Source organism: Candidatus Egerieousia sp. (genome assembly GCF_056211015.1).
On record NZ_JBAELF010000015.1, the window covers coordinates 1 to 22,853 of the forward strand.

The following is a 22,853-nucleotide window of genomic DNA, read 5'->3' on the forward strand; positions in this document are numbered from 1 at the left end:
GCTTACTCTGTTCAATATCCATAATTTGTGCCGTTCAACATGGCAAAGGTAAGGCCTTTTCAGTTGAAATCAGTCAAAATAGCCCTCAAAAATCAGTCACCGGGTGAAATAGAGCGAATAGAAAAGAGTCGGTTCATTAAAAACGGCACAATTGACATGCCTTATCTGATGGAACGTTTTGCAGTTCATATGAATCAGACTTACAAGATGGATAAAGACAACGAGTTCATTGAAAATGATGCACGTAAGCTGTTTCTTACATATCTGCGTCCTGTGATCAACGGAATTGGCAGTTATCATATAGAGGAACAAACGCGCAATCATGAACGCATGGACGTTGTGATTGATTATCTTGGTAAACAGTATGTAATAGAACTTAAAATATGGAGAGGCAATGCTTATAACAACAGGGGAGAAGATCAATTATGCCGCTATCTTGATTATTTCAATATTAATACAGGATATCTGCTCTCTTTTTGTTTCAATAGGAAAAAGCGATTTGGATTGTTGCCGCCTGTGGAGCTGAACGGCCGCACTTTGATAGAAGCAATAGTTTGAACGGCCTTTGTCATATATATCAGTACAAACAAAATAACATAATTGTCAAACCACTTAATATCAAACAAACTATGGAATAAATTCGGACAATCATTGGTGAGATAAGTCTCAGCTTCTTCCAATCAGCGAGTTAATGCCTAACTCTGTCACATTCAAGACTAAAGGGCGAATTTATTAACACAAAGGAAGCGGCAACCAATATCTATACATATACATGAGCTTTCGCTCTTGTTCTCATTTCAGAAAACGGCCAATTTGATGATAGGCGAGAACAAGCAGTGGATGGTTCACGTCCAGTGAGTGGCGTGACCTTTTGTCTTGCTTGTTTGCCTTAGGGTGCTTGGCCGTACCTCTGAAATGAATAAGCTTTTAGACGAGGTTACGCTGCTTTTGTCGGGTGCGCCGATAAATACCAATAATAACCTCATATATCTTCACCCAAGGGTGAATATAGATGGAACTATTTATACACTGAGCATAAAAGCAGTGAAAGAATAGAGATACTATTCATGTTAATTACTCAAGTTTCGCAAGCCTCCCGCAAGTTCTTGAAAAGTAATAAATTAAATGCTTGCGAAACTTGAGTAAATTATTATGGAAGAGCAGGGTGCTTGCCCCTGCTTTTTATGTTAAAATTTCTTGCTGAACTTAAAATAGTTATCTTTGTTGAAAATATTACAAATCATGATAGAGATTACAGACGATAATTTCCAGGAGGAGATTGCTCAGGCCACTCTGCCTGCAGTAGTTGATTTCTGGGCTCCTTGGTGCGGCCCTTGCAGAGCAATAGGTCCTATGGTTGAAGATATTGCGGAAGAGTATGAAGGAAAGGCGGTCTTTGGTTCATGCAATTGTGACGAGGTTGCCGACCTTCCGTTCGACTACAACATTCGCAACCTGCCAACCATTCTTTTCTTCAAGGACGGTAAGGTTCAGGCTCGTCTTGTTGGCAACGCAACAAGGGAGGAGATACTTGCCGAACTGGGCAAGCTTCTATAAAAAATTCACGATATGAGAAAGTTTTTTCTTGCAGTGATGCTGGTGCTTGCGGCAGTCACTGTCTCTTTTGCACAGCAGTTCGGTATCAAGGGTGGAATGACCGCCAACAAGGTGAACATGTCCTGGAGAGTTTCGGATATGGCAAGGGCAACAGGTGCCAACAGGACAGGCATGAACATAGGCCTCGTATGCAAGCTGCCAGTAACAAGCGTGTTTACATTGCAGCCGGAACTTCTTTACGTTAACAAGCACCAGTCAGTAAGATATGAAAGCTATGGTGATGAAGAAATAGTAGGCAACAGCATGAGTTATCTTCAGCTTCCTGTGAACTGCCAGTTCGGTTTGAATCTGGTGGTGTGCAGGCCTTTCGTTTTTGCATCACCGTTCCTGGCGTATGCCTTGAGCCGCAGCGGGGATGTGAACAATGAAATACCGTGGAGCGATTTCAACAGATTCTCCTACGGAATAGGAGCCGGTGCCGGAATTGATATATGGAAAATACAGTTTGCTTTCAAATACAGCTGGGATCTGAACAAACTGGGAAGTCACAGCACACGAGCCGGTGAATCTTATGAAATTGAGGAGTATTTGAGTTCCAGGAACAGGGGCTTTGAACTTTCATTGGCTTTCTTCTTCTAAACTAAAGGAAAGATTTTGGAATTAAATACAATAAAGGAACATCTTGGTCAGGATTGGAATGCTGTGGAGCTTCTTATGAAGGAGTCTCTCTCAAGTGACAATCCTTATATCAACGCAATCAACGGATATATGCTTTCTAATTCAGGAAAAGGAATGCGTCCGTTGCTATGTCTGCTTTCAGCAAAGCTCTGCTTGAACCAGGTGGCTTCATTTACCTGTAAAGCGGGTTCAAAAAGCACAGGCACAGAGCAGGATCATATTGCCTTTGATATGATGCCAAAGTCGGTTCACGCCTGTGCAGCAGCGGTTGAGATACTTCATAACGGAACCCTTATGCATGACGATGTTGCCGACAGCAGCGGTCTTCGCCGCGGCAAGCCAACCGTGAATTCTATCTTCGGCAATGCCGCATCCGTTCTTTCCGGGGACTACTGGTTCTCTAAATCCTTCCTGCTGGTTTATCGCAACTGCAGGCCGAATATTCTTGAACTCTTTGCGGACGCAATCATAAATCTTTCCACCGGCGAGCTCATACAGCTTGATAAGGCCGATAAGCTTGACACCACCTTCAAGGACTACTGCCGTATAATTGAGGGTAAGACCGCCTCCCTGTTTTCCACAGCGATAGTTGGAGGAGCTCTCTGCGCCCTGGCTTCAACCCGGCCGGGCAGGTCAGGCGAGCACATGGTGAATGCTTTGAGGAAGTATGCTCTGAATCTAGGTATTGCCTTCCAGATGCGTGACGATATCTTCGATTACACTCCGGACATTGACTCAGGCAAGCCTGCCGGTCAGGATCTTCTGGAGCACAAGATCACCTTGCCGCTGATATGCGCAATGCGCAACGGAGGGAAGGAAATACTATCGGCAGTGGAAAAGATTGCTCCTTCAAATCCTGAAAATGAGCAGTACATTGCACAGGTGCTCGACTTTGTCAAGAGATATTCCGGTGTACCTGTTGCGCAGATGGTTCTTGACGAGTACATAGAGAAGAGCATTGCCGCCCTGGAAGAATTCACGGATTGCCCTGAAAAGCGTCTCCTTATGGAATTCGCCCGTTTCGTTGGCCAGCGCAGAGTGTAGCTTCCCGCTTATTTCAGGTCCTTGAGGTATGGGTGGAGGAATTCGGCCATGCGGAGGAAGCCAAGGTCTGTGAGGTGGGTTCCATCAACGGAGGCCTCGTTGTCGGGACCGGTTGCTGCGCCTTCCATAGGCTCCTCGGCGCTGTGGGTTCCACCTATTTCAAGATACTGCAGATTGAGGCCTTCAGCCTTCATCTTCTCGTAGAGTTCGTGCCAGATTGCATCCTCCTTGTTAACATCATCACGGGTTCCGGCATCGAGCCACTGATACTGATAAGGATAATTGCTTATCATGAATATTGGAACATCAGGATGTGCGGCAGCAAGTGTTCTGATGAAGTTTTCTGTGCTGTCCCTTACTATTTTCTGGGTGCAGTTGCCAAGACAGTCAATCAGATATGCGCCTGCATCTATCCTTGCCATTTCTTCGGCCATTATCTTGTCCATTCTGCCGTTGCCGCTGAATCCGAGATTTATGCACTCGCATTTGAGCATTCTTGAAAGAATGCTTGTATATACCATTCCCGGGCGTGAGGCGCAACCGCCCTGGGTTATGCTGGTTCCGTAAATTACAAGGGGTTTTGTTGCACTGCCTCCGAAAGGATTGCTGCCAAGCGCGGTGGGCTGTTCAAGAACTGCGGTGCTGTCAACTCCTATGGCAAGTTTAACCACACCATCGTAGAGTGGGAAGAACATGACATAATCCCTCATCTGTCCGTCCATGTTCCTGCGGAAGACGTTTATTGATTCCTTGCCGTTAGGCTGGGCTGTGCCTGCAAAACGCCACTGCTTGCCATCAAAGGCGTAAAGGTCAAAGCCGCAGATGCCGGTTGGTGTCATGTGGCTCATTCTGAAGTTGTTGAGCAGTGTCCATTTTGCGCCTATGGCCTTGGCGTTGGTGCGGAATCTAAGGGCAATGCCTGCGCTGTTCTGTCCCAGGTCCCAGACCGCTTTCCTCACTTTACCCTCAATCCTTGCGGAAAGTCTGGTATAGTATCCATCGTTCACAGGTCCTGCATCCTGAACCTTTGTACTGCCGCTTTCGGCCGGCTTCTGCATGTTCACATCGTATTCGGTGGCACCCTTCACCTGAGCGTCCTTCTGTGCGCTGCCTTCCCTAACGCAGTCCTTGAATCCCTGGTTCACAAGCGGAAGCCCCAGCTCGCGCACATCGTAATATTTGAGTTCAGATGCCTTCTGGGCATACATTCTTCCACCGGCGATGGTTAATACTATAATTGCCGCAATGGTTAATATCCTTTTCATACTTTCAAAAAATTTAAGTCTCTACAAACTTACGAAAAAATAAAATCATTTATGCTTATCTCTTCAAGTACATGAAACATCATACGCATTCAATGGATTAAATAATTTCCAGCAATTATCTGGTAATATTTAAGTAAATATTCTTTCATTTTACATGTTTTAGTATCTTTACCGTCAAAACACCGCCACCGTTGCCAAGTGGATTGCAGACATTAATCTGCTAGGTCTTCAAGCCTTTCTTGATATTGCAGCAGAACTGGAAGTACCTGTGCAGGAGTTCATCGGGCAGGAAGAATACAATCAGATGAAAGAGTTTTGATGAAATACGAATAAGATATACTGCGATGGCATTCGGAATAGACATACTGGAAGATGAGATACTTTCTTGGGGACATGGAATCCTTGAGACGCTTCTTCGCGACCACACTACTGATGAATACATTATCTGGGCAACTAACGATTATGCCGAACGTGGTGAGGGTTACACGTTCTATGACCAGATCACAGTTGAGAAAATTTGCTGTAATGGGAGCCGTGTTATTGTGCCACGTGTGTTAAAAAACAAGGATAGTCAAAAGAACAGGGCGCGAAAGATGGCAGAAGTGTTCACTCCCTCTTGGTTGTGCAACCAGATGCTCAACGATGTTGATGAACGTTTGTTTGGAAGGAAGGATGTATTCAACACCTGTACAGAAATGGGTAAGATATGGCAACCAACAAATGCACCGGTGTTTAGAGATGACGATACGCTGAAATGGAAAGAATACGTCACTGAGACGGTTATGGAGATTACCTGCGGCGAGGCACCTTTCATTGTCAGCCGTTATGATACTGTAACGGGACATTTCTTTGATAATATTAATCAACGAATTGGATTTCTAGACAGAAAGCTTCGTGTTGTTACAGAAAAAGCCAAGGAAAAAGACGATTGGATCCATTGGGTGAAAATTGCTTACAAGTGTTCTTTCGGTTACGAATGGCAAGGCGACAACTTGCTTCTGGCAAGACAAAACCTATTGATGACGTTTTTTGATTATTTCGAGACGGTTTGGAACGAGCAACCATCTTGGGAGTTGGTAGCAGAAATAGCAGAAATCATTTCATGGAACATTTGGCAAATGGATGGTTTGAAATATGTCCTGCCCATGAGTTGTAAGACTAAAGTTATCAAGGAATCTGATATCTTCGGTAAGATCACTCGCAAGGAAATTCCATGCGAAGGCTGTATGAAGGATTTGAAGCATAAGCACAACGGAATCTATGCCAAGATGATGGATTGGTCAAATAACGAGGTCGTTGATGCCATAACATTCTTGAATCAAAAGGACAATGACAAATAGTGCTATCATAGAAAAATTCATTGTAGGACGCATGGAACCACATATCTATGCGTTCGAGACAGGCACTGTGCCAAATTACCTTAAGATAGGCGACACGTATCGTCCTGTTGAAACGCGCTTGAATGAGTGGCGTCGCTACTTTGCTGATTTGCAAAAGAAATACGACGAACCGGCAACCGCTGGCGGAGAATACTTTCGTGACCTTTCTGTCCACGAATACATCATCCGGGAAAAAGATCGTAATCGCCTTGAAAGAACAACCCTTCCGGACATACCCTATTACTCCAATGAGTTCTTTGAGAATGCCACAGCAGATGATGTTGACGAAGCTATCCAAGACATCAGAAAGAGTGCAACGGATAAAGATGGACGTTATAAACTCTATTCGATGAAGGACGGCAGAGTGCCTGTTGACTTTCATTACGAAAGAGGAAAAGAACCCATAATACTGCGTCCTAACCAGGAAGCTGTAGTAAAACGCTTCATTGAGGCAAAGAGTCACCATAGACCCCGTCTTCTCATGTATGCCGTAATGCGATTCGGCAAATCCATCACGGCAATGAGCTGTGCAAAAGCTATGGATGCCCATCTCGTAGTTGTGGTTTCTGCCAAAGCCGACGTCAAGACAGAATGGAAGAAGACGGTTGAGAGTTTCAAAAATTTTGAAGGCTATGAGTTTGCCGACAGCGATGACTTGAAACGTAACGATTCTCTGATAAAGCAAGCAAAAAGGGAACGTAAGAACCTTGTTGTCTGCCTAACTCTCCAAGACCTTAGCAGCAAGGAGGTAAAGGCTCGCCATAAGGATTTGTTCACTCAGAGCATAGACCTTCTGATTGTTGACGAAACACACTTTGGAGCTCGTGCCAAGCATTATGGAAAGGTCCTTCCTCCTGTAGGCGCAACATCTAAACAAGAGCACAAATATGATGCAGAATCCGCTGATGAACTGGACATTCAGATCAAGCAATTGAATGCCAAGATGCAGTTGCACTTGTCTGGCACACCATACAGAATACTGATGGGTAATGAGTTTACGGACGAGGACGTTATCTGCTACTGCCAGTTCTCTGACATTGCGCAGGCAAGCGAAGAATGGGATAAGGAAAACCTTGACACCAGAGATGAATGGGAGAACCCATACTATGGTTTCCCTCAAATGGTACGTTTTGCCTTCAATCCTAACGAATCATCCTTACGAAAACTTGCTGAACTACAGAAGAATGGTATAACGATTGCTTTCAGCGAATTGTTTAAGCCTAAATCCATCACCAAGTCACCTGAAGGTTTGCACCAGAAATTTGAGCACGAATCTGAAATACTCGATTTCCTTCATGCTATTGACGGAACAGAAGAGGATGGAAACATACTTTCCTTTCTTGCCAACGAGAGAATTCAAAACGGCAAGCTCTGTCGCCACATTGTTTGTGTGCTACCTTATCGTGCTTCATGCGATGCAATGGCACAACTCCTTGTCAATCATGCCAACGAGTTTAAGCATCTTTCAGACTACACTGTACTGAACATCTCTGGTGTAGAAAACGAGCGACTTTTCCCAAATGTAGATTCAGCCAAGAATCGAATCTCTGATTGCGAGGAGAAAGACCAAAAGACTATTACGCTTACCGTATCAAGAATGATGGCAGGCGTTACGGTCCCAGAATGGGACACGATGCTCTACCTGAAAGATACGGCTTCTCCACAAGAGTACGACCAAGCCATCTTCCGTCTGCAGAGTCCTTACGTCAAGACCTATAAGGATGAGGAAGGTAACGAGATAAGGTACAACATGAAGCCACAGACGCTTCTTGTTGACTTCGACCCAAACCGAATGTTCATTCTTCAGGAGTTACGTGCTCACATTTACGACATCAACACAGATGCCAATGGTAATAGCAACCTGGAAAGGCGCATAGAACGAGAGTTGCAAGTGTCGCCTATCATCTGGATGAACAAGCAACATCTGCAAGAGGTTACACCAGCCAACATCCTTGATGCGGTTCGTGCCTATTCCAACGAACGAAGCGTACTCGATGAAGCGAAGGAAGTTCCTGCAGATTTGTCGCTTGGTGACATTGATGAACTGAATTCCATAATCATGCGTCAGCAACCTATTGGAAGTCGTGGAGGCTTGAAAGTGAAACCTACGGAAGAGGAAGGTGACGATGATTTTGACATGCCAGACGTACCCGATTCGGGCGAATCATCCGAAAAGAAGCCCAAAGAAGAGAGCGAGTCAAAGGAAGACAATAGTTTTGAGAAACGCCTTCAAACTCTCTATTCAAGGATTCTTCTTTACGCTTTCCTCACAAACGATGAAGTCATCTCGCTAGAAGCAATGGTACGTTCGGCAAGCAGCGGCAGCAATAACAAACGAACACTTGCAAACCTCGGATTGGACGTAAAGACATTGAAACTCTTGTTCAAGCACTTGAATCCAAACGTTCTTCATCAACTTGACTACAAGATTCACAACATCAACTCGCTCGCTCACGATGAATCACTTTCGCCTATTGAGCGAGTAGAGAATGCCATGAGAAAATTTGGACGTTGGTCAACATCAGAGATCGTGACACCTAATCACTTGGCACTAAAGATGCTGTCTGAACTGCCTCGGGAGCAGATCTCTGCTGATACCAAATTCATGGACATTGCATCGAAGGAAGGCGAATTTGCATACGCGATTATCCAGACATTTGGCGAGCAATACAAGGACAAGATTTATTCCATCCCGACATCAACCATTGCCTACGAGTTTACTCGCAAGGTTTATGAGGCACTTGGAATGCCTATAGAGAACATAGAAAACGAATTTAATTCATACGACCTCATCGGTGAAAACGCTGAGGTTCACATAAACAAGATAAAAAGTATGTGTATAAACATAGCAGTAGGAAATCCGCCGTATCAGGACGAAGGCGGTTCTGGCGGAACCAATGATGCTCCGATTTTCCAAAAATTCTGTCAGGTAGCAAAAGACACAACTTCCGCTATGACCACTATGGTTATTCCTTCAAAATGGTTTACTGGAGGTCGTGAACATTTATTGGGTGAATTTCGCAGGGACATGCTATCATCGAAGCAAGTATCACATATAACAGCATATCATGATGAGAAAGAACTCTTTCCAGATGTCACGGTTAAGGGAAGTGTATGTTATTTTCTTCGGGACAAATCGCATAAAGGTACGTGCGATTACACATTATACAAGAATGGTAATGCAGAAAAAGCTTCACTTGAACTAGATAAGGTAGATGTTATTATTCGTGAACCTCGTCTTGCTGCACTTGTTCAAAAGGTTGTTTTAAAAGCTGATGAAGAAGGATTGGAATTTATTGATTCGATAGTTTCTTCAGATACACCATTCGGCATTCCAACCAATCCACGTATGAGCAAAAAAACGCCGTTCGATGTAAGTGACGAAAAGACACTGGAGTATGATGTTAAGCTTTACTATCTTGAAAACCAGATTCGAAAGGTTGGTTATGTTAGATGTTCTGATATACGCAAGAATAAGGATGACATCTCAAAAATAAAGGTGTTTATTCCCAAAGCAGGTGGTTCAGGTAATGATATGATGATTCTTGGACAACCTATTATTTCAGATGGGAATTCCGTATGTTCACAAACATACGTTTTTGCATCTTTTGACACTATTGAGGAGGCCACTAATTTCGTATCATACCTTAAAACAAAGTTCTTTAGAATACTTGTTTCATCAAGGAAAATAACGCAAGACGCTTTGTCTAGTGTCTATCAGTTTGTGCCTAAAGTAAGTTTCAACCAACGATGGACAGATAAGCAACTTTTTGATAAATTTGAGATAACCGCAAGAGAACAGGATTATATTGACTCAATGATAAAGGAAATGCCGTAGTATGAAGAACGATAATTTTGAACGCTTTCAAGGAGAAGCGGATGGAATGATTGGACATCTAACCCTAGGATTTGGGGCATGGCTCGGATACAAAACCGATGTGTTCAATGTGGAAGAATGGGCAGACATTGCAGCTTGGGATGAGGAAGAAGATTATCCCATTGCATTAAGCAAAGCATATACTGATTCATTCAAAATCACATTTGAGGCAAGAGGGTATTTGCCCGAAGATGATCATTTCATAAGGTATGATAAATTAAAACTTCGTATAGTAGAAGATGATGGCTGGTTCAAATTGATAGAATCTATTCCATCTGCATATCTCAGAATGATGTTTACTTCAATATTCAAGAAATTCGTTGCAACAAAGTCCGAATTAAATGTTAAAACAGAAGATGATTGGACATGGCTCGCACGAGAGTATTGATCAGCAGTTGTTCAAATTATACGGCTTGCAGGAATACATTGGGGTCAATGACAATAGGTTGACCCCCCAAAAGTGCACGATTATTCCGCAGGGATCCAGTGGATGGTGGTGCCGCGGCGTTCCATTCCGCGGAACCATGTCATCTGCCTTTTGGCAAACTGATGGATGGCAATGGCCAGATGCTCCTTCATCCATTCGTAAGATATTTCTCCGGTAAGGTATTGTGTCACAAATTTGTATTCAAGTCCGTAATATACAAGGTCTTCGGCCTTTATTCCGCTGTCAAGGAGTTTTTTGACCTCATCAATCATTCCTTCGTTGAGCCTGGCTTCAAGCCTGCGGTCAATCTTTGCCCTGCGCCTTTCAGGTGAAATTTTCAGGCCTATGAAATAAACCTTCCTTGGCAGCACCAGATTCGTGGTGGTGCTGTGAACCTGGCCCTCAACATCTCCTATGGTTTTGTATGATACTGTATTTTGTGTTTTTGGACTTTGGAAGTTTTGATTCGCGCTGTCAATTGCAAGTTCAATCTCCAGAGCACGAATCAGGCGTTTCTTTGTGTCATAATCCGTATGGTTGTGAGGCTGGCTGCCGTGCTTGAGTTTCAGTGCCTTGAACTGCTCCAGAAGTTCATCAAAACTTTTTTCTTCAAGACTGGCGCGTAAGGCGGCATCCGGTTCAACGGCTTTTAAATTGTATCCCGGTTTTGTCACAGCTTCAATGTACAGTCCGCTTCCGCCGCAGATGATGGGGAATACGCCTCTGTTGCGAATGTCCTGGTAAGCTTTGGAAAAGTCCTTCTGATATTCGAAAAGATTGTATTTGGTACCGGCCTCAACAATGTCAATCAGATGGTAGGGAACGGTGCCATATTCGCAGAGGTCCTTGCCTGTGCCAATGTCCATATGCCTGTAAACCTGCCTGGAATCCGCGCTCAGGATTTCTGCATTGCCCATCGCCAGTGCAAGAGCAACAGCAAAGGAGGTCTTGCCGCAGGCAGTAGGTCCCAGGACGCATACGGCGTCATACCGCCTCAACTCATCTATATGTATCTGCTTAATGTCCATTTATAGATTTATCAGTAACCTAAGATCTGGGCTGGTGTGAGGTGCAGGATGTCACACAGATCGCGGGCGATTTTCAGTGATGGCTCCGAGTAGCCGTGAATGTATGCACTTACTCTTGGCGCACTTATTCCGAGTTTTTCAGCCAGTTCCTTTGAAGTCATATTGTATGTGGAAAGAGCATCGAGAATCAATTCACCTAATGTAGGCTTCTTTATTGGAAAGTGAACAGCCTCATAACGGTTCACTATGTCCGTGACAATGTCCATTTCAACCATGTGCTTGTCTGAAGCCGGCACATTGTTGCCAATGTATGGAAGGAGCTCCTCTATTCTCTCAAGAGCGTATTCATATTGGAGTCTGGTGATTTCTGCCATAGGAATTTCTGTTAAATTGTGGAACAATCAATGTTGTCATAATCCTTGTGCCGGCCTATCCAGCGTATCAGTACCCACTGTGGCTTGAAAATGACTACTACAAGCAGCCGGTAGTTGTTTCCTTTAATATTAAAGACATATCGGTCATTGCCAATATAGTCAGCAGAAGGAAAATCTTTTTTCAAGTCTGCGTGACACATCCATTGTGCATTCTCAACTTTGTTATTCCATACACGCAATGGAATCTCACTGTCCTCATTGCCGGGAGTTTCATAAAACTCCCTGATTTTTCTGAAAGATATTATTCTCATGGCACCAAACTCACAGCTCAAATATCAATGTCGGTTATTATGACAATGCAAAAATATCAAATAGTTTTGAAAAACGGAAGATTTTGGCAAAATATTACGGGAAATTTAATTTGTGGTTTTAAGGTACTTATGAAAATGACTCAAGTAGCTTGAGATTTTTATTCAAGAGGAAGAATTGCTAATTTTGACATAGTAATGTCTTTGTATGAAACTTGTTGAGAAATATTGCATTTGGGCTCTGGTATTCCTATTGAGCCTGCAACCGGGACACGCCCAGGATATTGAAGGCGTTAAATTGGGTACGGTTGTTGATAAGGAATTCATTCGTGAACATTTCGGGGATGACGCAGTGTTTTGCAAAGCACATCATGATTTCTGGGAAACGACACACAATGCATATGTATTCGGAGGGGATACGTTGTTCATTGATAATCATGACAGATTGAATCTTGTTATCCTCAATTCTCCAAGATTCGCCGTTGATGTCAATGATGTTCCTGGAGGAATACGTGTTGGCAGAAAAGTGGATTCAGTGGTGGATGAAAGATTCGGTTACCTTGAGCTCAGGTATACCAACCCTGATAAGCGAACTGATCAATTAAAGCGTATAGACTCGGATTTTGATGAAAATAGATTTTATGCAGTTGACAGCATAATCAGCAATATCACTATTTATGGATGGCTTGGTGATGATGTGGAGGGAATAGGATATTGGGAAAAGACATCATATGATATTCTTATAAAGAAGCTGGGAGTTCCTGATGAGGTCAAAGAGACTTACTTTTATGAAGAGCCAGCCTATGAATATATATACCACGATGGTGAATTGGAGTCAATTTTTATTATTTCAAAGCAATATAGATTGCTGGATTATCACATTAGATCTCCGAGATTCAGAACATTCGTGGAAACAATTCCCGGTGGATTGCGCGTAGGAGACAAAGTTGAAAAAGCATCCGCTATGTTCAACCCAGATGGCAGTTATAAGGAACCGGTGGATTGTCATCCGGTCCTGGGAGTTAAAAACGGTGTGATAAAAAGTGTTTACTATTATGCCCCGGATTAACATTCCTGAATTCTTGTACAATTGAATGCATTTCCAACTAGAAATCTTATATTTGCATTCTTATGCGCAAGAATGGAAAGATAGAGATAAAGAACAAGAGGGCGGGCTTCGAGTATGAGTTTCTTGAGAAGTTCACGGCCGGCATTGTGCTCTGCGGTACGGAGATAAAATCCGTGCGCGCAGGCAAGGCTTCGCTGGTTGACAGCTATTGTTATTTCGTAGGGCGCGAACTGTTCATAAAGAACATGAACATTGCCGAGTACTGGTGGGGCAACAGGAACAACCACGAGCCTCGCAGGGACCGCAAGCTGTTGCTTAACAGAAAGGAACTCAGGCGTTTGCAGAGGGCTGTGAAGGAGAAGGGACTTACTATAATAGCAACTCTCATGTTCATTTCAGAGAGGGGCTACGCCAAGGTGAACATTGCCCTTGCGCGGGGCAAGCGCGAGTACGACAAACGTGAATCCATAAAGGAGAAGGACCAGCGCCGTGCGGCCCAGTATGTAGATTGACAAGAATAACCAAGGGTGATAATACAGAGTCCAAACAAGCATTGGAGCGATTACGAGCTCATTGATTCGGGTTTCGGCCAGAAGCTGGAGCGTTTCGGTCAGTACATACTCTGCCGTCCGGAACCAAAGGCCTTGTGGGAGAGCTCCCTGCCGCAGAGCGAGTGGAACAGGATGTGCCATACAAAGTTCATTGCCGGAGCCGGTTTCGGCAAGGCAGGCAAGGAGGACAGCGGCAAATGGCAGATGCTCAAGAAGATGCCGGAGCAGTGGTACATATCCTACAATGCTGCGGAGCTCAAATTCAAGCTCAGGCTTGGCCTCACTTCCTTCAAGCACGTTGGGGTGTTCCCGGAGCAGGCGCCAAACTGGAATTTCATATTCAACCAGTGCAGACGCATTGCAGCTAATCTTAATCCCAACATGGGCGATGGTACAGGAATGCAAAGACCAAAGGTGCTGAACCTCTTTGCCTACACCGGTGCCGCAAGCCTTGCGGCCAAATGTGCCGGAGCGGATGTCACACATCTGGATTCGGTGCGTCAGGTTGTAACCTGGGCCAAGGGCAATATGGAGAACAGCGGTCTTGACGGAATACGCTGGGTTGTTGAGGACGCTCTTACCTTTGTGGAGCGCGAGGCAAAGCGCGGGCATCTGTACAATGGCCTGATTCTTGATCCTCCTGCTTACGGACACGGCCCCGACGGGCAGAAATGGAAACTCGACGAGCTGCTTTTTGATCTGCTCAAGAATTGCTCCAGGATTCTTGCTCCAAAGGACTCGTTCATGGTACTGAACCTTTATTCCAACGGTTATTCCGCGCTGCTTGCCGATAGTGCAGTGCGTGCGGCCTTTGGCCTGCTGGACATTGAACCGCTCGATTATCCTGTGTCACTCTCCAATGACGGGGCTGTGCTTGGTTGCGGCGAACTTGTGCTCAGGGACCGTTTTGGCAAGGCCATACCTTTGAGCGTATTTTCACGACTGGTAAGATAAAACAGTAATTAGTAGATATTATGCTGGCATACATTGATTGGAACGTTGATCCGGTGCTTTTTTCAATAGGCAGTTTGAAAGTCAGGTACTACGGCCTTCTCTTCGTGAGCGGTTTCATACTTGGATATTTCATGTTCAAAAGTTTCTTCAAGAGGGAGAAACTGCCTGTGAGCCTGCTGGATCCGCTGTTATATCTTCTTATTTTCTGTACCTTGATAGGTGCAAGGCTCGGGCATGTGCTCTTTTATCAGCCTGACTGGTATCTGGCGCATCCGGGTGAAATCCTGAAAGTATGGGAGGGAGGTCTTGCCTCGCACGGAGGAGCCATAGGAATCCTCATAGGAATCGTGTGGTTCGTGAAGAAGTACGGAAGGAGATACGATTTTGACTACCTGTGGGTTATGGACAGGCTTGCAATTGCTGTTCCTTTTGCCGGTATGTTCATAAGGCTGGGCAACCTCATGAATTCGGAGATTTACGGCAACCCAACCGATCTGCCCTGGGGATTCATATTCCATCGCTGTGGAGAAACAGTGCCTATGCATCCTACCCAGCTGTATGAGGCCGGGTGCTATCTGATTACCGGTGTGATAATGGTGCTGCTTTATAAATATGCCGCCTGCAAGCTGCGCAGGGGCTTCCTTTTCGGACTGTTCCTCGTGCTGATATTCGGCGCGCGTTTTGCAATAGAGTTCGTGAAGCTGCCTCAGGTTGCTTTCGAGCAGGGCATGCCTCTGGATATGGGTCAGCTGCTGAGCATTCCTTTCATTCTTGCAGGCATCTGGCTTATGGCAAGGAAAACGGATCTCCCTGCCTTGCTGCCAACGCCAGCCGAAGGAGTTAATGCAGGCGGCAGAAAACATTAATTCACCATCGTTGTAAAGAAATATAAAAACAAATATTATGCAGAAAAGTATTGATACTTACAATTTTGCCGGGAAGAGGGCAATTGTAAGAGTTGATTTCAACGTGCCATTGGATGGCGATTTCAAAGTTACTGACGACACCAGAATACGTGCCGCAATTCCAACCCTCAGGAAAGTTCTTGCAGGAGGCGGCTCGCTCATACTTATGAGCCATTTGGGAAAACCGAAAGGCGTTGCAGACAAATTCTCCCTCAAACATATCATTTACAAGGTTGAGGAACTTCTCGGTCAGAAGATAATTTTTGCGGATGATTGCATGAAGGCCGGAGCACAGGCTGCCGCCCTCAAGGCTGGTGAGGTCATGATGCTTGAAAACCTCAGATTCTACGCTGAGGAGGAAGGCAAGCCAAGAGGACTGGCCGATGATGCATCGGATGAAGTCAAGAAAGCTGCCAAGGCCGAGGTCAAGGCCAGCCAGAAGGAGTTCGTGAAGACATTGGCAAGCTATGCAGACTGCTATATTAACGATGCATTCGGAACAGCTCACCGTGCACACGCTTCAACATCGCTGATTGCCGACTATTTCCCTGAGGACAAGATGTTCGGTTACATCATGGAAGGTGAGATCAAGGCCATTGATTCAGTGCTCGAACATTCAGAGAAGCCTGTAACCGCCATTGTAGGTGGAGCAAAGGTATCTTCCAAGATAGGTGTCATAGAGAACATACTCGGCAAGGTCGATAATATGATAATCGGCGGCGGTATGGTGTTCACATTCATCAAGGCCCAGGGCGGAAAGATTGGTGATTCTCTCTGCGAGGACGATCAGATTGATGTAGCAAAGTCCATAATGGCAAAGGCGGCCGAATGCGGAGTGAAACTTTATTTCGGAAACGAAGTTGTTGCAGCGGATAAATTTGACAACGATGCTGCAAGCCAGGTTTGCCCTATCAATGCCATTCCTGACGGCTGGATGGGTATGGACGCCGCTCCAAGTTCAGTTGAGCAGTGGAAGAGCGTTATCCTTGGCTCGAAGACCATTCTCTGGAACGGTCCTGTAGGCGTTTTTGAGATGCCTTCTTTTGCAAAGGGAACCAAGGCAGTTGCAGCTTTGCTTGCACAGGCAACATCTCAGAACGGAACCTTCACACTCGTTGGCGGTGGAGACAGCGTTGCAGCAGTCAACCAGCTTGGCTATGCTTCGGCAGTGAGCTATGTGTCAACAGGTGGCGGCGCAATGCTTGAAGCCCTTGAAGGTAAGGAGCTTCCAGGTATTGCTGCAATACGTAAATAAGCGGTATTTGCCGTTTTGAGTCCTTTAGTGCGGAAGGTTTCGTGAATCAGCGTAGTCCTTCCGCATATTAATTTTGTAAGATACTTATTAACAGGTAGTTGTGAAATGTAAATGCGGAAGGTCCTTGCAAAATAGTGAAACCTTCCGCACTATGCTTTTTGTGTGACGCTATATTATTACTGTACAGGGGCAGCGAGCGTTTATTCTTCTACGGAAATCACGCGCTCAACATTGCGGGCAAAACGGAGTACATCCTTGCGAAGACCTGAGATTATGGCTGGATTTTCTGAAAAATCTATTGTAATCTCGTCTTCGCTCATTTTTGTAAGCACTGCGGTCACGCGGTTCTTCAAACGGAACTTGAAATAGTCATTGCCTTCATCCACCAGCTGGTAGCGCGCGTTCTCAAAGAGTTGGAGAATCTGCTGTCTGTAATCCTTGAGGTTGCCGTTATGGTAAAGCTCTTTTTTCTGATATCCCACCAGAGGGTACACAGCTGAGAATGCCACAAAGAACAGGAGCATCTTCCACCAGGAACCCTCCTTGAACAGGTCAAGAGGTGAACTTGTGCGGGAATGGTCTGAGAGGTAATATATTATTGCCACTATTATACAGAAAACAATGGCAATGTAAATGAAGTACTTTACGCTTCTGATCAAATGTTTCATATTGGTGTTTTTTTATCTGGTTCCAAATGCTTTTGGCAAGACTTTTGCAGCGGTCTGGAGTACCCGCATCAGCTGCTTTGAGCATTTTATAGTGCAAAGATATTGAAAAGCGTTGAGTTTTGAAGGGTATTTTATATTTTTGTAAAATTAAACCTTAACAGGTGTTATTTGTCATATTTAAAGGAAGAAAATAGATTTGGAAATATGGAAAAGAAACTTAAAACCATTATCTGGGTGCTTGCAGGAGTAATTGTAGTTCTGGCCGGTGTATTCATTTATGTGTGGGCGGACAGGAATTCAATCATTGATGACCTCACCATTGACAAGGAGAACCTTACCGAGCAGATGGAACAGCTTCAGAGTGATTATGCAAATCTGTCCTCAACAAACGATACCCTGAACCAGTCATTGAACCTTGAGCGCGAGAAAGTTGCCCAGCTCATTGAGAAGGTCAAGCAGACCGAGGCAACCAACAAGGCAAAGCTCAGGAAGTATGAGAAGGAGCTTGGTACATTGCGTTCAATCATGAGGAACTACATCCATCAGATTGATTCTCTCAACACCCTGAATATTGCTCTCCGCGAGGAAGCTTCACAGGCAAAGCAGGAGGCCAAGGAAAGCAAGCAGAAGTACAATGACCTCAAGACCACTACCGATGACCTTACAAAGCAGGTTGAGAAAGGCTCCGTGCTCAAGGGACGCGGACTATCAATGATAGGAATCAACAACAAGGGCAAGGCAACAGAGCGCAGCAGCCGTGCATCAAGGCTCAAGACCTGCATAACCCTGGTTGAGAACAGCATTGCAAAGAAGGGCATGAGAACTGTATATGTTAGAATCAAGGGACCTGACGGAATTCTCATGACTTCAGGCGACCAGCAGATATTCGAGGCCGATGGCGAACAGCTCATGTGCTCTGCGGCACGAGACGTTGATTACGAAGGCGAGGAGGTTGAGGTTTGCATCTTCTTCCAGCCGGAAGGCCAGCTTACAAAGGGTGTTTATTCAGTTGACGTTTACACAACCGACGGCAAGGTAGCCAGCGGCGACACTTATCTGAAATAGACGCAGGGCTGTCTTGGACATTAAAACATACTCCGGGTGTAAAAACGCTTGTTTTGCACCCGGAGTATTGATTTTCAAGCTTGCCGGGTGTGAAAAGCCACATTTTACACCCGGAAACTTGTTCAGGGCTTCATAGAATGAAAAGTTCCCTGATGATATTGTCAGAAACAAAGAATCTGCTGGCCGGAATCCTCAAACGCAGTTTGACGGCACATCCATCCTTCTCAGCATTTGTACAGAACTTCACAAGCGCACCGGATTTTAAAAGGCGTTGCAGATCTGGCCTTATGAGTTCGTAATAGCAACTTTTCTCCAATTCTTTCCAATCCAAACCTTTTGCCTGCCTCAAGCCCAGCATGAGCATTTCATTGAACAGATCCTTTTCAGTAAGAGTTTCCTCTTCTTTCACCTGCGATGGTTCACCATACATATAGTGCTTGACATACCTCTGAAGCACCGGCACGTTCCATTCACGCTTCACTCCGTTGAATGAGTGCGCGGCAGGGCCCAGTCCGAGATATGGAACATTGTTCCAGTACGAACTGTTATGCCTTGAATGATAACCCGGCAGGCAGAAATTGGAAATCTCATACTGCAGGTATCCGGCCTGTGAAAGAAGTTCCTGAAGCAAGGCGTACTGTGAGGCGCATTCTTCCTGTGAAGGCATTTCCAGCATTCTGTTGCCCGATGAATCACAGGCCTTGCCAAGCGAGCGGGCAAGAGGCGTTCCGCTTTCCACGCTCATCTGGTAGCAGGAGATGTGTTCCGGGTGCAGATCAAGAAGACTGCGGATGCTCTTTTCCCAACTATCGCCAGTGAGAGAAGGAAAACCGAAAATGAGATCACAACTGATGTTTGAAAAGCCGGCTGCTCTTAGAATGTGAAAGGCTTCACTGGCCTGTGCGGCGTTGTGGCGGCGGTTCATCCATTGCAGCTGCGCATCGTCAAAGCTCTGAATGCCCATGCTAACCCTGTTGACTCCAAGGCTCTTGAGAAATACGGCAAAGTCGGGAGTTACGTCATCAGGATTCAGCTCAATGGTGAATTCCTTCAGCTGTTCAAGATTGAAATTGCTTCTCAGGGCATTGCATATACGTTCCAGCATCCGGGGTTCCAGCACAGAGGGAGTGCCTCCGCCAAAGTATAAGGTATCAATAACGGTACTCTCAGAACCGGCAACTCCATACGGAGCAATTTCATGGAAAAACTTGCGCTGCTGGCTGATTTCCTGACAGATGGCGTCAACAAAATTATTCCGCAGGGAAAGTCTCCCCACGGAATAAAAGTTGCAATAAGTGCAGAATTTTCTGCAAAATGGAATATGTACGTAAATTCCTGCCACTGCTGAATCAGCCGATTATATGTTTCTAGCAGAAATCAACGCAGGTAGGAGCGAGGTTGCGGTCACCCCAGCCGTTGTCAACCCTTGCGCAAGCAGGCCAGAACTTGTTCTCCTTGAGCCACTCGAAAGGATAAGCGGCCTCTGTTCTGCTGTACTTGTGGTTCCACTCGTCAGAGCAGCATTCAACTGCTGTATGAGGGCTCATTCTTACAGGGTTGTCCTCTGCATCGTACTCGCCGCTCTTGATTTTCTCGCACTCTTTCTTGATCTGCTTGAGAGCATCGGCGAATCTGTCAAGCTCTGCAAGAGGCTCGCTCTCAGTAGGCTCAACCATAAGAGTCTCGTGAACAGGGAATGAGAGGGTTGGAGCGTGGAAGCCGAAGTCCATCAGACGTTTTGCAATGTCCGTTGCATCAACTCCGTATTCTGCCTTGAAATGACGGCAGTCAATGATGCACTCGTGTCCTACGCGGCCGGTTGCACCGTGATACAGTGTTCTGTAATCAGGGGCACATGCGGCTGCCATGTAGTTTGCATTGAGAATGGCTATCTGGGTTGATTTCTTCAGACCTGCTGCGCCAAGCATCTTTATATACGCATGGGTGATAGGGAGAAGAAGCGCGTTGCCGTAAGGAGCTGCGGATACTGCGTTCACGTCCTTTCCGCCACAGTCCTCGATTACAGGATGGCCAGGGAGGTATGGAGCAAGAGCCTTTGTGCAGCAGATAGGGCCAACACCCGGGCCGCCACCACCGTGAGGCATTGCGAATGACTTGTGAAGGTTGAGGTGGCATACGTCGGCACCTATGTAACCAGGGCAGGTAAGACCTATCTGTCCGTTCATGTTTGCACCGTCCATATACACAAGACCTCCGTTTGCGTGTATTGTATCAACTATTTCCCTTATCTTCACCTCAAAGATACCGTGTGTTGAAGGGTAGGTTATCATAAGGCCGGCAAGGTTCTCCTTGTTGGCTGCGGCCTTCTCCTTGAGTTCCTCAACATTGATGTTACCGCCTTCGTCACATCCTACGAGCACAATCTTGAAACCGGCCATTGCTGCTGATGCAGGGTTGGTTCCGTGTGCGGAGGTAGGGATTATGATGGTGTCCCTGTTCTCCTGACCGTTTGCCCTGAGGTATCCGCGTATGGTTGAAAGACCGGCATATTCGCCTGCGGCGCCTGAGTTAGGCTGGAGCGAGCAGGCATCGAATCCGGTGATTACGCAGAGGTCGGCTTCGAGTTCCTTTATCATCTGCATGTAACCCTCAACCTGATCTGCAGGTGCGTATGGATGAACGTTTGCAAGCTCAGCCCATGAGAGAGGAAGCATTTCAACAGCTGCGTTGAGCTTCATTGTGCAGCTTCCAAGAGGAATCATGGAGTGGGTGAGTGAGATGTCCTTGCGTTCGAGCTTCTTGATGTATCTCATCATATCAGTTTCGCTGTGGTACTTGCTGAATACCTCCTCTGTGAGAATTGCGCTCTCTCTTGCCATGAAGTTGTCTGAGCAGTCAGTCTCATTGGTGCAGCAGCACTTAGGTGCAGCAGCACCGAAGATCTCAATTATTGCCCTGGCTTCGGCACAGTCCGTGAGCTCGTCGAAACTGATCTTCACCTTGCCCTGCTCAAGATAGTTGAAGTTGTAGCCCGCTCTTTCAGCGCTGTCCTTTATAGCTCTTACATTGAGTTCCTTGCCGTTGAGACCTGTAATGCATATTGTGTCATAGAAATGTTCGCACTCAAGAGTGTAGCCGGCTTTCTGAAGTTTTTCGGCAATCTTGTGAGCGTAGAAGCTTACCTTTGATGCAATGTCCTTGATGCCCTGTGGGCCGTGATACACTGCGTACATACCGCTCATTGTTGCCATGAGCGCTGTTGCGGTGCATACGTTCGATGTGGCTTTCTCTCTCTTGATGTGCTGTTCGCGTGTCTGGAGGGCAAGTCTTACCGCCTTGTTGCCAAGTCTGTCAACGGAAACACCTATTATTCTTCCAGGAATGTTTCTCTTGTATGTGTCCTTTGTTGCCATGTATCCGGCTGTAGGACCGCCGAAGCCCATAGGAAGGCCGAATCTCTGTGCTGAACCAACAGCGCAGTCGGCTCCCCATGCTGCAGGTTCCTTGAGAACTGCAAGAGCAAGAAGATCGCAATATGCAGTTACAAGACCGCCGGCGGCGTGTATCTTTGCGCAGAACGCACTGTAATCCCTGACCTCACCATTGGCTGCAGGATACTGAACCATGGCGCCATAGCATCCGGCTTCAACTTCATAAGTATTGAAATCGCCTGTATGTATCTCTATGCCGAGTCCCTTGGCTCTTGTCTTGAGAACTGAAAGCACCTGAGGATAAATGTTGTTGTCAACGAAAATGATATTCTTGCCCGCTTTCACAGCATCACGGGAACGGAGTTCGTACATCATTCTCATTGCCTCACCGGCTGCCTGTGCATCGTCAAGCATCGAGCAGTTCGAGAGATTGAAGCCTGTGAGAGAGCTGATCATGGTCTGGAATACCAGAAGAGCCTCAAGACGTCCCTGGGAAATTTCAGCCTGATACGGTGTATAGGAAGTGTACCAGCTCGGGTTCTCAAAAATGTTCCTTGAAATTACAGGAAGAACTCCTGTTCCAAAGAAACCTTCACCAATGAGTGAACGGAACTGTTTGTTCAGGGAAATCATTTTCCTGAGCGAAGCCAGATAGGCGTTCTCTCCAACAGGAGCATTGAGCTTGAGGTCCTCAGGAAGCAGAATGTCCTGCGGAACGGTTTCCTTTGTGAGCTCATCCAAAGAATTCAGGCCAAGTTTACCAAGCATATACTGGATATCCTTTTCTCTTGGACCAATGTGTCTGTCTGCAAAAGTGTAAGCCATATTATATATGTATTTAGATTTTTTTTATGTTTTCTGCACCCGTACATTAATCTAACAAATATATGAATTATTGTTCAGATATGATTAATTAAAATGATTACTTAATGTTGTACCTAAATTCGTTTTTGTAGGCCACGCCAGCCAGCAGCATCCTGTCAAAGAGCCCGTCACCGAAGTATCGGCGGTTGAACTTGTAGCAGAACTCGTTCAGATAGCTCTGCAGATATTCGGG

Annotated in this window: 21 protein-coding genes and 1 pseudogene; 13 read left to right on the forward strand and 9 right to left on the reverse strand. The window is 45.6% G+C overall.

Annotated features, from left to right (window positions below; all coding sequences use genetic code 11):
- The first annotated feature begins 39 nt into the window (after positions 1-39).
- The 4 genes from AC06L3_RS01095 (at position 40) to AC06L3_RS01110 (ending at position 3,279) form a co-directional block, all read left to right on the forward strand.
- Positions 40-558, forward strand: coding sequence for a hypothetical protein (locus tag AC06L3_RS01095; RefSeq protein ID WP_475668780.1), 519 nt, complete (start codon positions 40-42; stop codon positions 556-558).
- A 684-nt stretch (positions 559-1,242) separates the two neighbouring features.
- Entirely contained in the window at positions 1,243-1,557 is a 315-nt protein-coding gene (gene trxA / locus AC06L3_RS01100; RefSeq protein ID WP_475668781.1) for a thioredoxin, read from the forward strand.
- A 12-nt stretch (positions 1,558-1,569) separates the two neighbouring features.
- A complete protein-coding gene (locus tag AC06L3_RS01105; RefSeq protein ID WP_475668782.1) occupies positions 1,570-2,196 on the forward strand; it encodes a porin family protein in 627 nt (208 codons plus the stop codon).
- Between the two features lie 15 nt (positions 2,197-2,211).
- Positions 2,212-3,279: a polyprenyl synthetase family protein gene (locus tag AC06L3_RS01110; RefSeq protein ID WP_475668783.1), complete on the forward strand. Its 1,068-nt coding sequence runs from the start codon at positions 2,212-2,214 to the stop codon at positions 3,277-3,279.
- An 8-nt stretch (positions 3,280-3,287) separates the two neighbouring features.
- Here the strand turns inward: AC06L3_RS01110 and AC06L3_RS01115 are convergent, their stop codons facing one another.
- Together AC06L3_RS01115 and AC06L3_RS01120 are read right to left on the reverse strand one after the other, a co-directional pair.
- Positions 3,288-4,544 carry an SGNH/GDSL hydrolase family protein gene (locus tag AC06L3_RS01115; protein ID WP_475668784.1) on the reverse strand — a complete coding sequence of 419 codons (1,257 nt, stop codon included), beginning with the start codon at positions 4,542-4,544 and terminating at the stop codon, positions 3,288-3,290.
- A 220-nt stretch (positions 4,545-4,764) separates the two neighbouring features.
- A complete protein-coding gene (locus AC06L3_RS01120) occupies positions 4,765-4,908 on the reverse strand; it encodes a hypothetical protein (protein WP_475668785.1) in 144 nt (47 codons plus the stop codon).
- Between AC06L3_RS01120 and AC06L3_RS01125 the strand changes: the two genes are divergently transcribed.
- From AC06L3_RS01125 to AC06L3_RS01135, 3 genes are read left to right on the forward strand one after another with little or no spacing between them, the layout of a single operon-like run.
- Entirely contained in the window at positions 4,889-5,884 is a 996-nt protein-coding gene (locus AC06L3_RS01125; protein WP_475668786.1) for a restriction endonuclease subunit M, read from the forward strand. The genes AC06L3_RS01120 and AC06L3_RS01125 overlap by 20 nt on opposite strands.
- A complete protein-coding gene (locus tag AC06L3_RS01130; RefSeq protein ID WP_475668787.1) occupies positions 5,874-9,761 on the forward strand; it encodes a DEAD/DEAH box helicase family protein in 3,888 nt (1,295 codons plus the stop codon). Before AC06L3_RS01125 ends, AC06L3_RS01130 begins: the two co-directional genes overlap by 11 nt.
- Position 9,762: 1 nt before the next feature.
- Positions 9,763-10,188: a hypothetical protein gene (locus AC06L3_RS01135; RefSeq protein WP_475668788.1), complete on the forward strand. Its 426-nt coding sequence runs from the start codon at positions 9,763-9,765 to the stop codon at positions 10,186-10,188.
- Positions 10,189-10,268: 80 nt separating this feature from the next.
- Here AC06L3_RS01135 and miaA read toward each other — a convergent pair whose 3' ends face one another.
- Genes miaA through AC06L3_RS01150 form a run of 3 tightly spaced genes read right to left on the reverse strand, consistent with a single transcriptional unit; the run spans position 10,269 to position 11,940 of the window.
- The gene (gene miaA / locus AC06L3_RS01140) at positions 10,269-11,255 is read right to left on the reverse strand and encodes a tRNA (adenosine(37)-N6)-dimethylallyltransferase MiaA (RefSeq protein ID WP_475668789.1); all 987 of its coding nucleotides are present in this window, start codon (positions 11,253-11,255) and stop codon (positions 10,269-10,271) included.
- Between the two features lie 11 nt (positions 11,256-11,266).
- The gene (locus AC06L3_RS01145) at positions 11,267-11,629 is read right to left on the reverse strand and encodes a helix-turn-helix domain-containing protein (protein WP_475668790.1); all 363 of its coding nucleotides are present in this window, start codon (positions 11,627-11,629) and stop codon (positions 11,267-11,269) included.
- A gap of 11 nt (positions 11,630-11,640) precedes the next feature.
- Complete coding sequence (locus AC06L3_RS01150) at positions 11,641-11,940, reverse strand: type II toxin-antitoxin system HigB family toxin (protein WP_475668791.1); 300 nt, start codon at positions 11,938-11,940, stop codon at positions 11,641-11,643.
- 205 nt (positions 11,941-12,145) lie between these two features.
- On the opposite strand from AC06L3_RS01150, the gene AC06L3_RS01155 reads away from it, so the two are divergent.
- From AC06L3_RS01155 to AC06L3_RS01175, 5 genes are all read left to right on the forward strand, one after another.
- Positions 12,146-13,006: a hypothetical protein gene (locus AC06L3_RS01155; protein WP_475668792.1), complete on the forward strand. Its 861-nt coding sequence runs from the start codon at positions 12,146-12,148 to the stop codon at positions 13,004-13,006.
- A gap of 62 nt (positions 13,007-13,068) precedes the next feature.
- On the forward strand, positions 13,069-13,518 hold the full coding sequence (smpB, locus tag AC06L3_RS01160; protein WP_475668793.1) for an SsrA-binding protein SmpB: 450 nt from the start codon (positions 13,069-13,071) through the stop codon (positions 13,516-13,518).
- A gap of 15 nt (positions 13,519-13,533) precedes the next feature.
- Positions 13,534-14,511 carry a class I SAM-dependent rRNA methyltransferase gene (locus AC06L3_RS01165; protein WP_475668794.1) on the forward strand — a complete coding sequence of 326 codons (978 nt, stop codon included), beginning with the start codon at positions 13,534-13,536 and terminating at the stop codon, positions 14,509-14,511.
- Positions 14,512-14,531: 20 nt separating this feature from the next.
- Positions 14,532-15,377 carry a prolipoprotein diacylglyceryl transferase gene (gene lgt, locus AC06L3_RS01170; protein ID WP_475668795.1) on the forward strand — a complete coding sequence of 282 codons (846 nt, stop codon included), beginning with the start codon at positions 14,532-14,534 and terminating at the stop codon, positions 15,375-15,377.
- Positions 15,378-15,414: 37 nt separating this feature from the next.
- On the forward strand, positions 15,415-16,671 hold the full coding sequence (locus tag AC06L3_RS01175; RefSeq protein WP_475668796.1) for a phosphoglycerate kinase: 1,257 nt from the start codon (positions 15,415-15,417) through the stop codon (positions 16,669-16,671).
- Positions 16,672-16,871: 200 nt separating this feature from the next.
- Here AC06L3_RS01175 and AC06L3_RS01180 read toward each other — a convergent pair whose 3' ends face one another.
- Entirely contained in the window at positions 16,872-17,339 is a 468-nt protein-coding gene (locus AC06L3_RS01180) for a hypothetical protein (RefSeq protein WP_475668797.1), read from the reverse strand.
- A 204-nt stretch (positions 17,340-17,543) separates the two neighbouring features.
- Here AC06L3_RS01180 and AC06L3_RS01185 point away from each other — a divergent pair, with 204 nt between their 5' ends.
- Positions 17,544-18,404 (forward strand): kinetochore Spc7 family protein, encoded by an 861-nt coding sequence (locus AC06L3_RS01185; protein ID WP_475668798.1) that lies wholly within the window; start codon positions 17,544-17,546, stop codon positions 18,402-18,404.
- Positions 18,405-18,534: 130 nt separating this feature from the next.
- Here AC06L3_RS01185 and hemW read toward each other — a convergent pair whose 3' ends face one another.
- The 3 genes and pseudogenes from hemW to AC06L3_RS01200 form a co-directional block, all read right to left on the reverse strand.
- Positions 18,535-19,746, reverse strand: a complete 1,212-nt coding sequence (hemW, locus tag AC06L3_RS01190) for a radical SAM family heme chaperone HemW (RefSeq protein WP_475668799.1) — start codon at positions 19,744-19,746, stop codon at positions 18,535-18,537.
- 25 nt (positions 19,747-19,771) lie between these two features.
- Positions 19,772-22,621 (reverse strand): aminomethyl-transferring glycine dehydrogenase, encoded by a 2,850-nt coding sequence (gene gcvP / locus AC06L3_RS01195; protein WP_475668800.1) that lies wholly within the window; start codon positions 22,619-22,621, stop codon positions 19,772-19,774.
- Between the two features lie 97 nt (positions 22,622-22,718).
- Positions 22,719-22,853 (reverse strand): annotated as a pseudogene (locus tag AC06L3_RS01200) (IS1595 family transposase); the annotation flags it as partial.

Bases quoted from the DNA above. Each gene is read 5' to 3' on its own strand.
- AC06L3_RS01095 (WP_475668780.1), top strand. From the start codon at position 40: ATGGCAAAGGTAAGGCCTTTTCAGTTGAAATCAGTCAAAATAGCCCTC.
- trxA (WP_475668781.1), top strand. From the start codon at position 1,243: ATGATAGAGATTACAGACGATAATTTCCAGGAGGAGATTGCTCAGGCC.
- AC06L3_RS01105 (WP_475668782.1), top strand. From the start codon at position 1,570: ATGAGAAAGTTTTTTCTTGCAGTGATGCTGGTGCTTGCGGCAGTCACT.
- AC06L3_RS01115 (WP_475668784.1), bottom strand. From the start codon at position 4,544: ATGAAAAGGATATTAACCATTGCGGCAATTATAGTATTAACCATCGCC.
- AC06L3_RS01125 (WP_475668786.1), top strand. From the start codon at position 4,889: ATGGCATTCGGAATAGACATACTGGAAGATGAGATACTTTCTTGGGGA.
- AC06L3_RS01120 (WP_475668785.1), bottom strand. From the start codon at position 4,908: ATGTCTATTCCGAATGCCATCGCAGTATATCTTATTCGTATTTCATCA.
- AC06L3_RS01130 (WP_475668787.1), top strand. From the start codon at position 5,874: ATGACAAATAGTGCTATCATAGAAAAATTCATTGTAGGACGCATGGAA.
- AC06L3_RS01135 (WP_475668788.1), top strand. From the start codon at position 9,763: ATGAAGAACGATAATTTTGAACGCTTTCAAGGAGAAGCGGATGGAATG.
- miaA (WP_475668789.1), bottom strand. From the start codon at position 11,255: ATGGACATTAAGCAGATACATATAGATGAGTTGAGGCGGTATGACGCC.
- AC06L3_RS01145 (WP_475668790.1), bottom strand. From the start codon at position 11,629: ATGGCAGAAATCACCAGACTCCAATATGAATACGCTCTTGAGAGAATA.
- AC06L3_RS01150 (WP_475668791.1), bottom strand. From the start codon at position 11,940: ATGAGAATAATATCTTTCAGAAAAATCAGGGAGTTTTATGAAACTCCC.
- AC06L3_RS01155 (WP_475668792.1), top strand. From the start codon at position 12,146: ATGAAACTTGTTGAGAAATATTGCATTTGGGCTCTGGTATTCCTATTG.
- smpB (WP_475668793.1), top strand. From the start codon at position 13,069: ATGCGCAAGAATGGAAAGATAGAGATAAAGAACAAGAGGGCGGGCTTC.
- lgt (WP_475668795.1), top strand. From the start codon at position 14,532: ATGCTGGCATACATTGATTGGAACGTTGATCCGGTGCTTTTTTCAATA.
- AC06L3_RS01175 (WP_475668796.1), top strand. From the start codon at position 15,415: ATGCAGAAAAGTATTGATACTTACAATTTTGCCGGGAAGAGGGCAATT.
- AC06L3_RS01180 (WP_475668797.1), bottom strand. From the start codon at position 17,339: ATGAAACATTTGATCAGAAGCGTAAAGTACTTCATTTACATTGCCATT.
- AC06L3_RS01185 (WP_475668798.1), top strand. From the start codon at position 17,544: ATGGAAAAGAAACTTAAAACCATTATCTGGGTGCTTGCAGGAGTAATT.
- gcvP (WP_475668800.1), bottom strand. From the start codon at position 22,621: ATGGCTTACACTTTTGCAGACAGACACATTGGTCCAAGAGAAAAGGAT.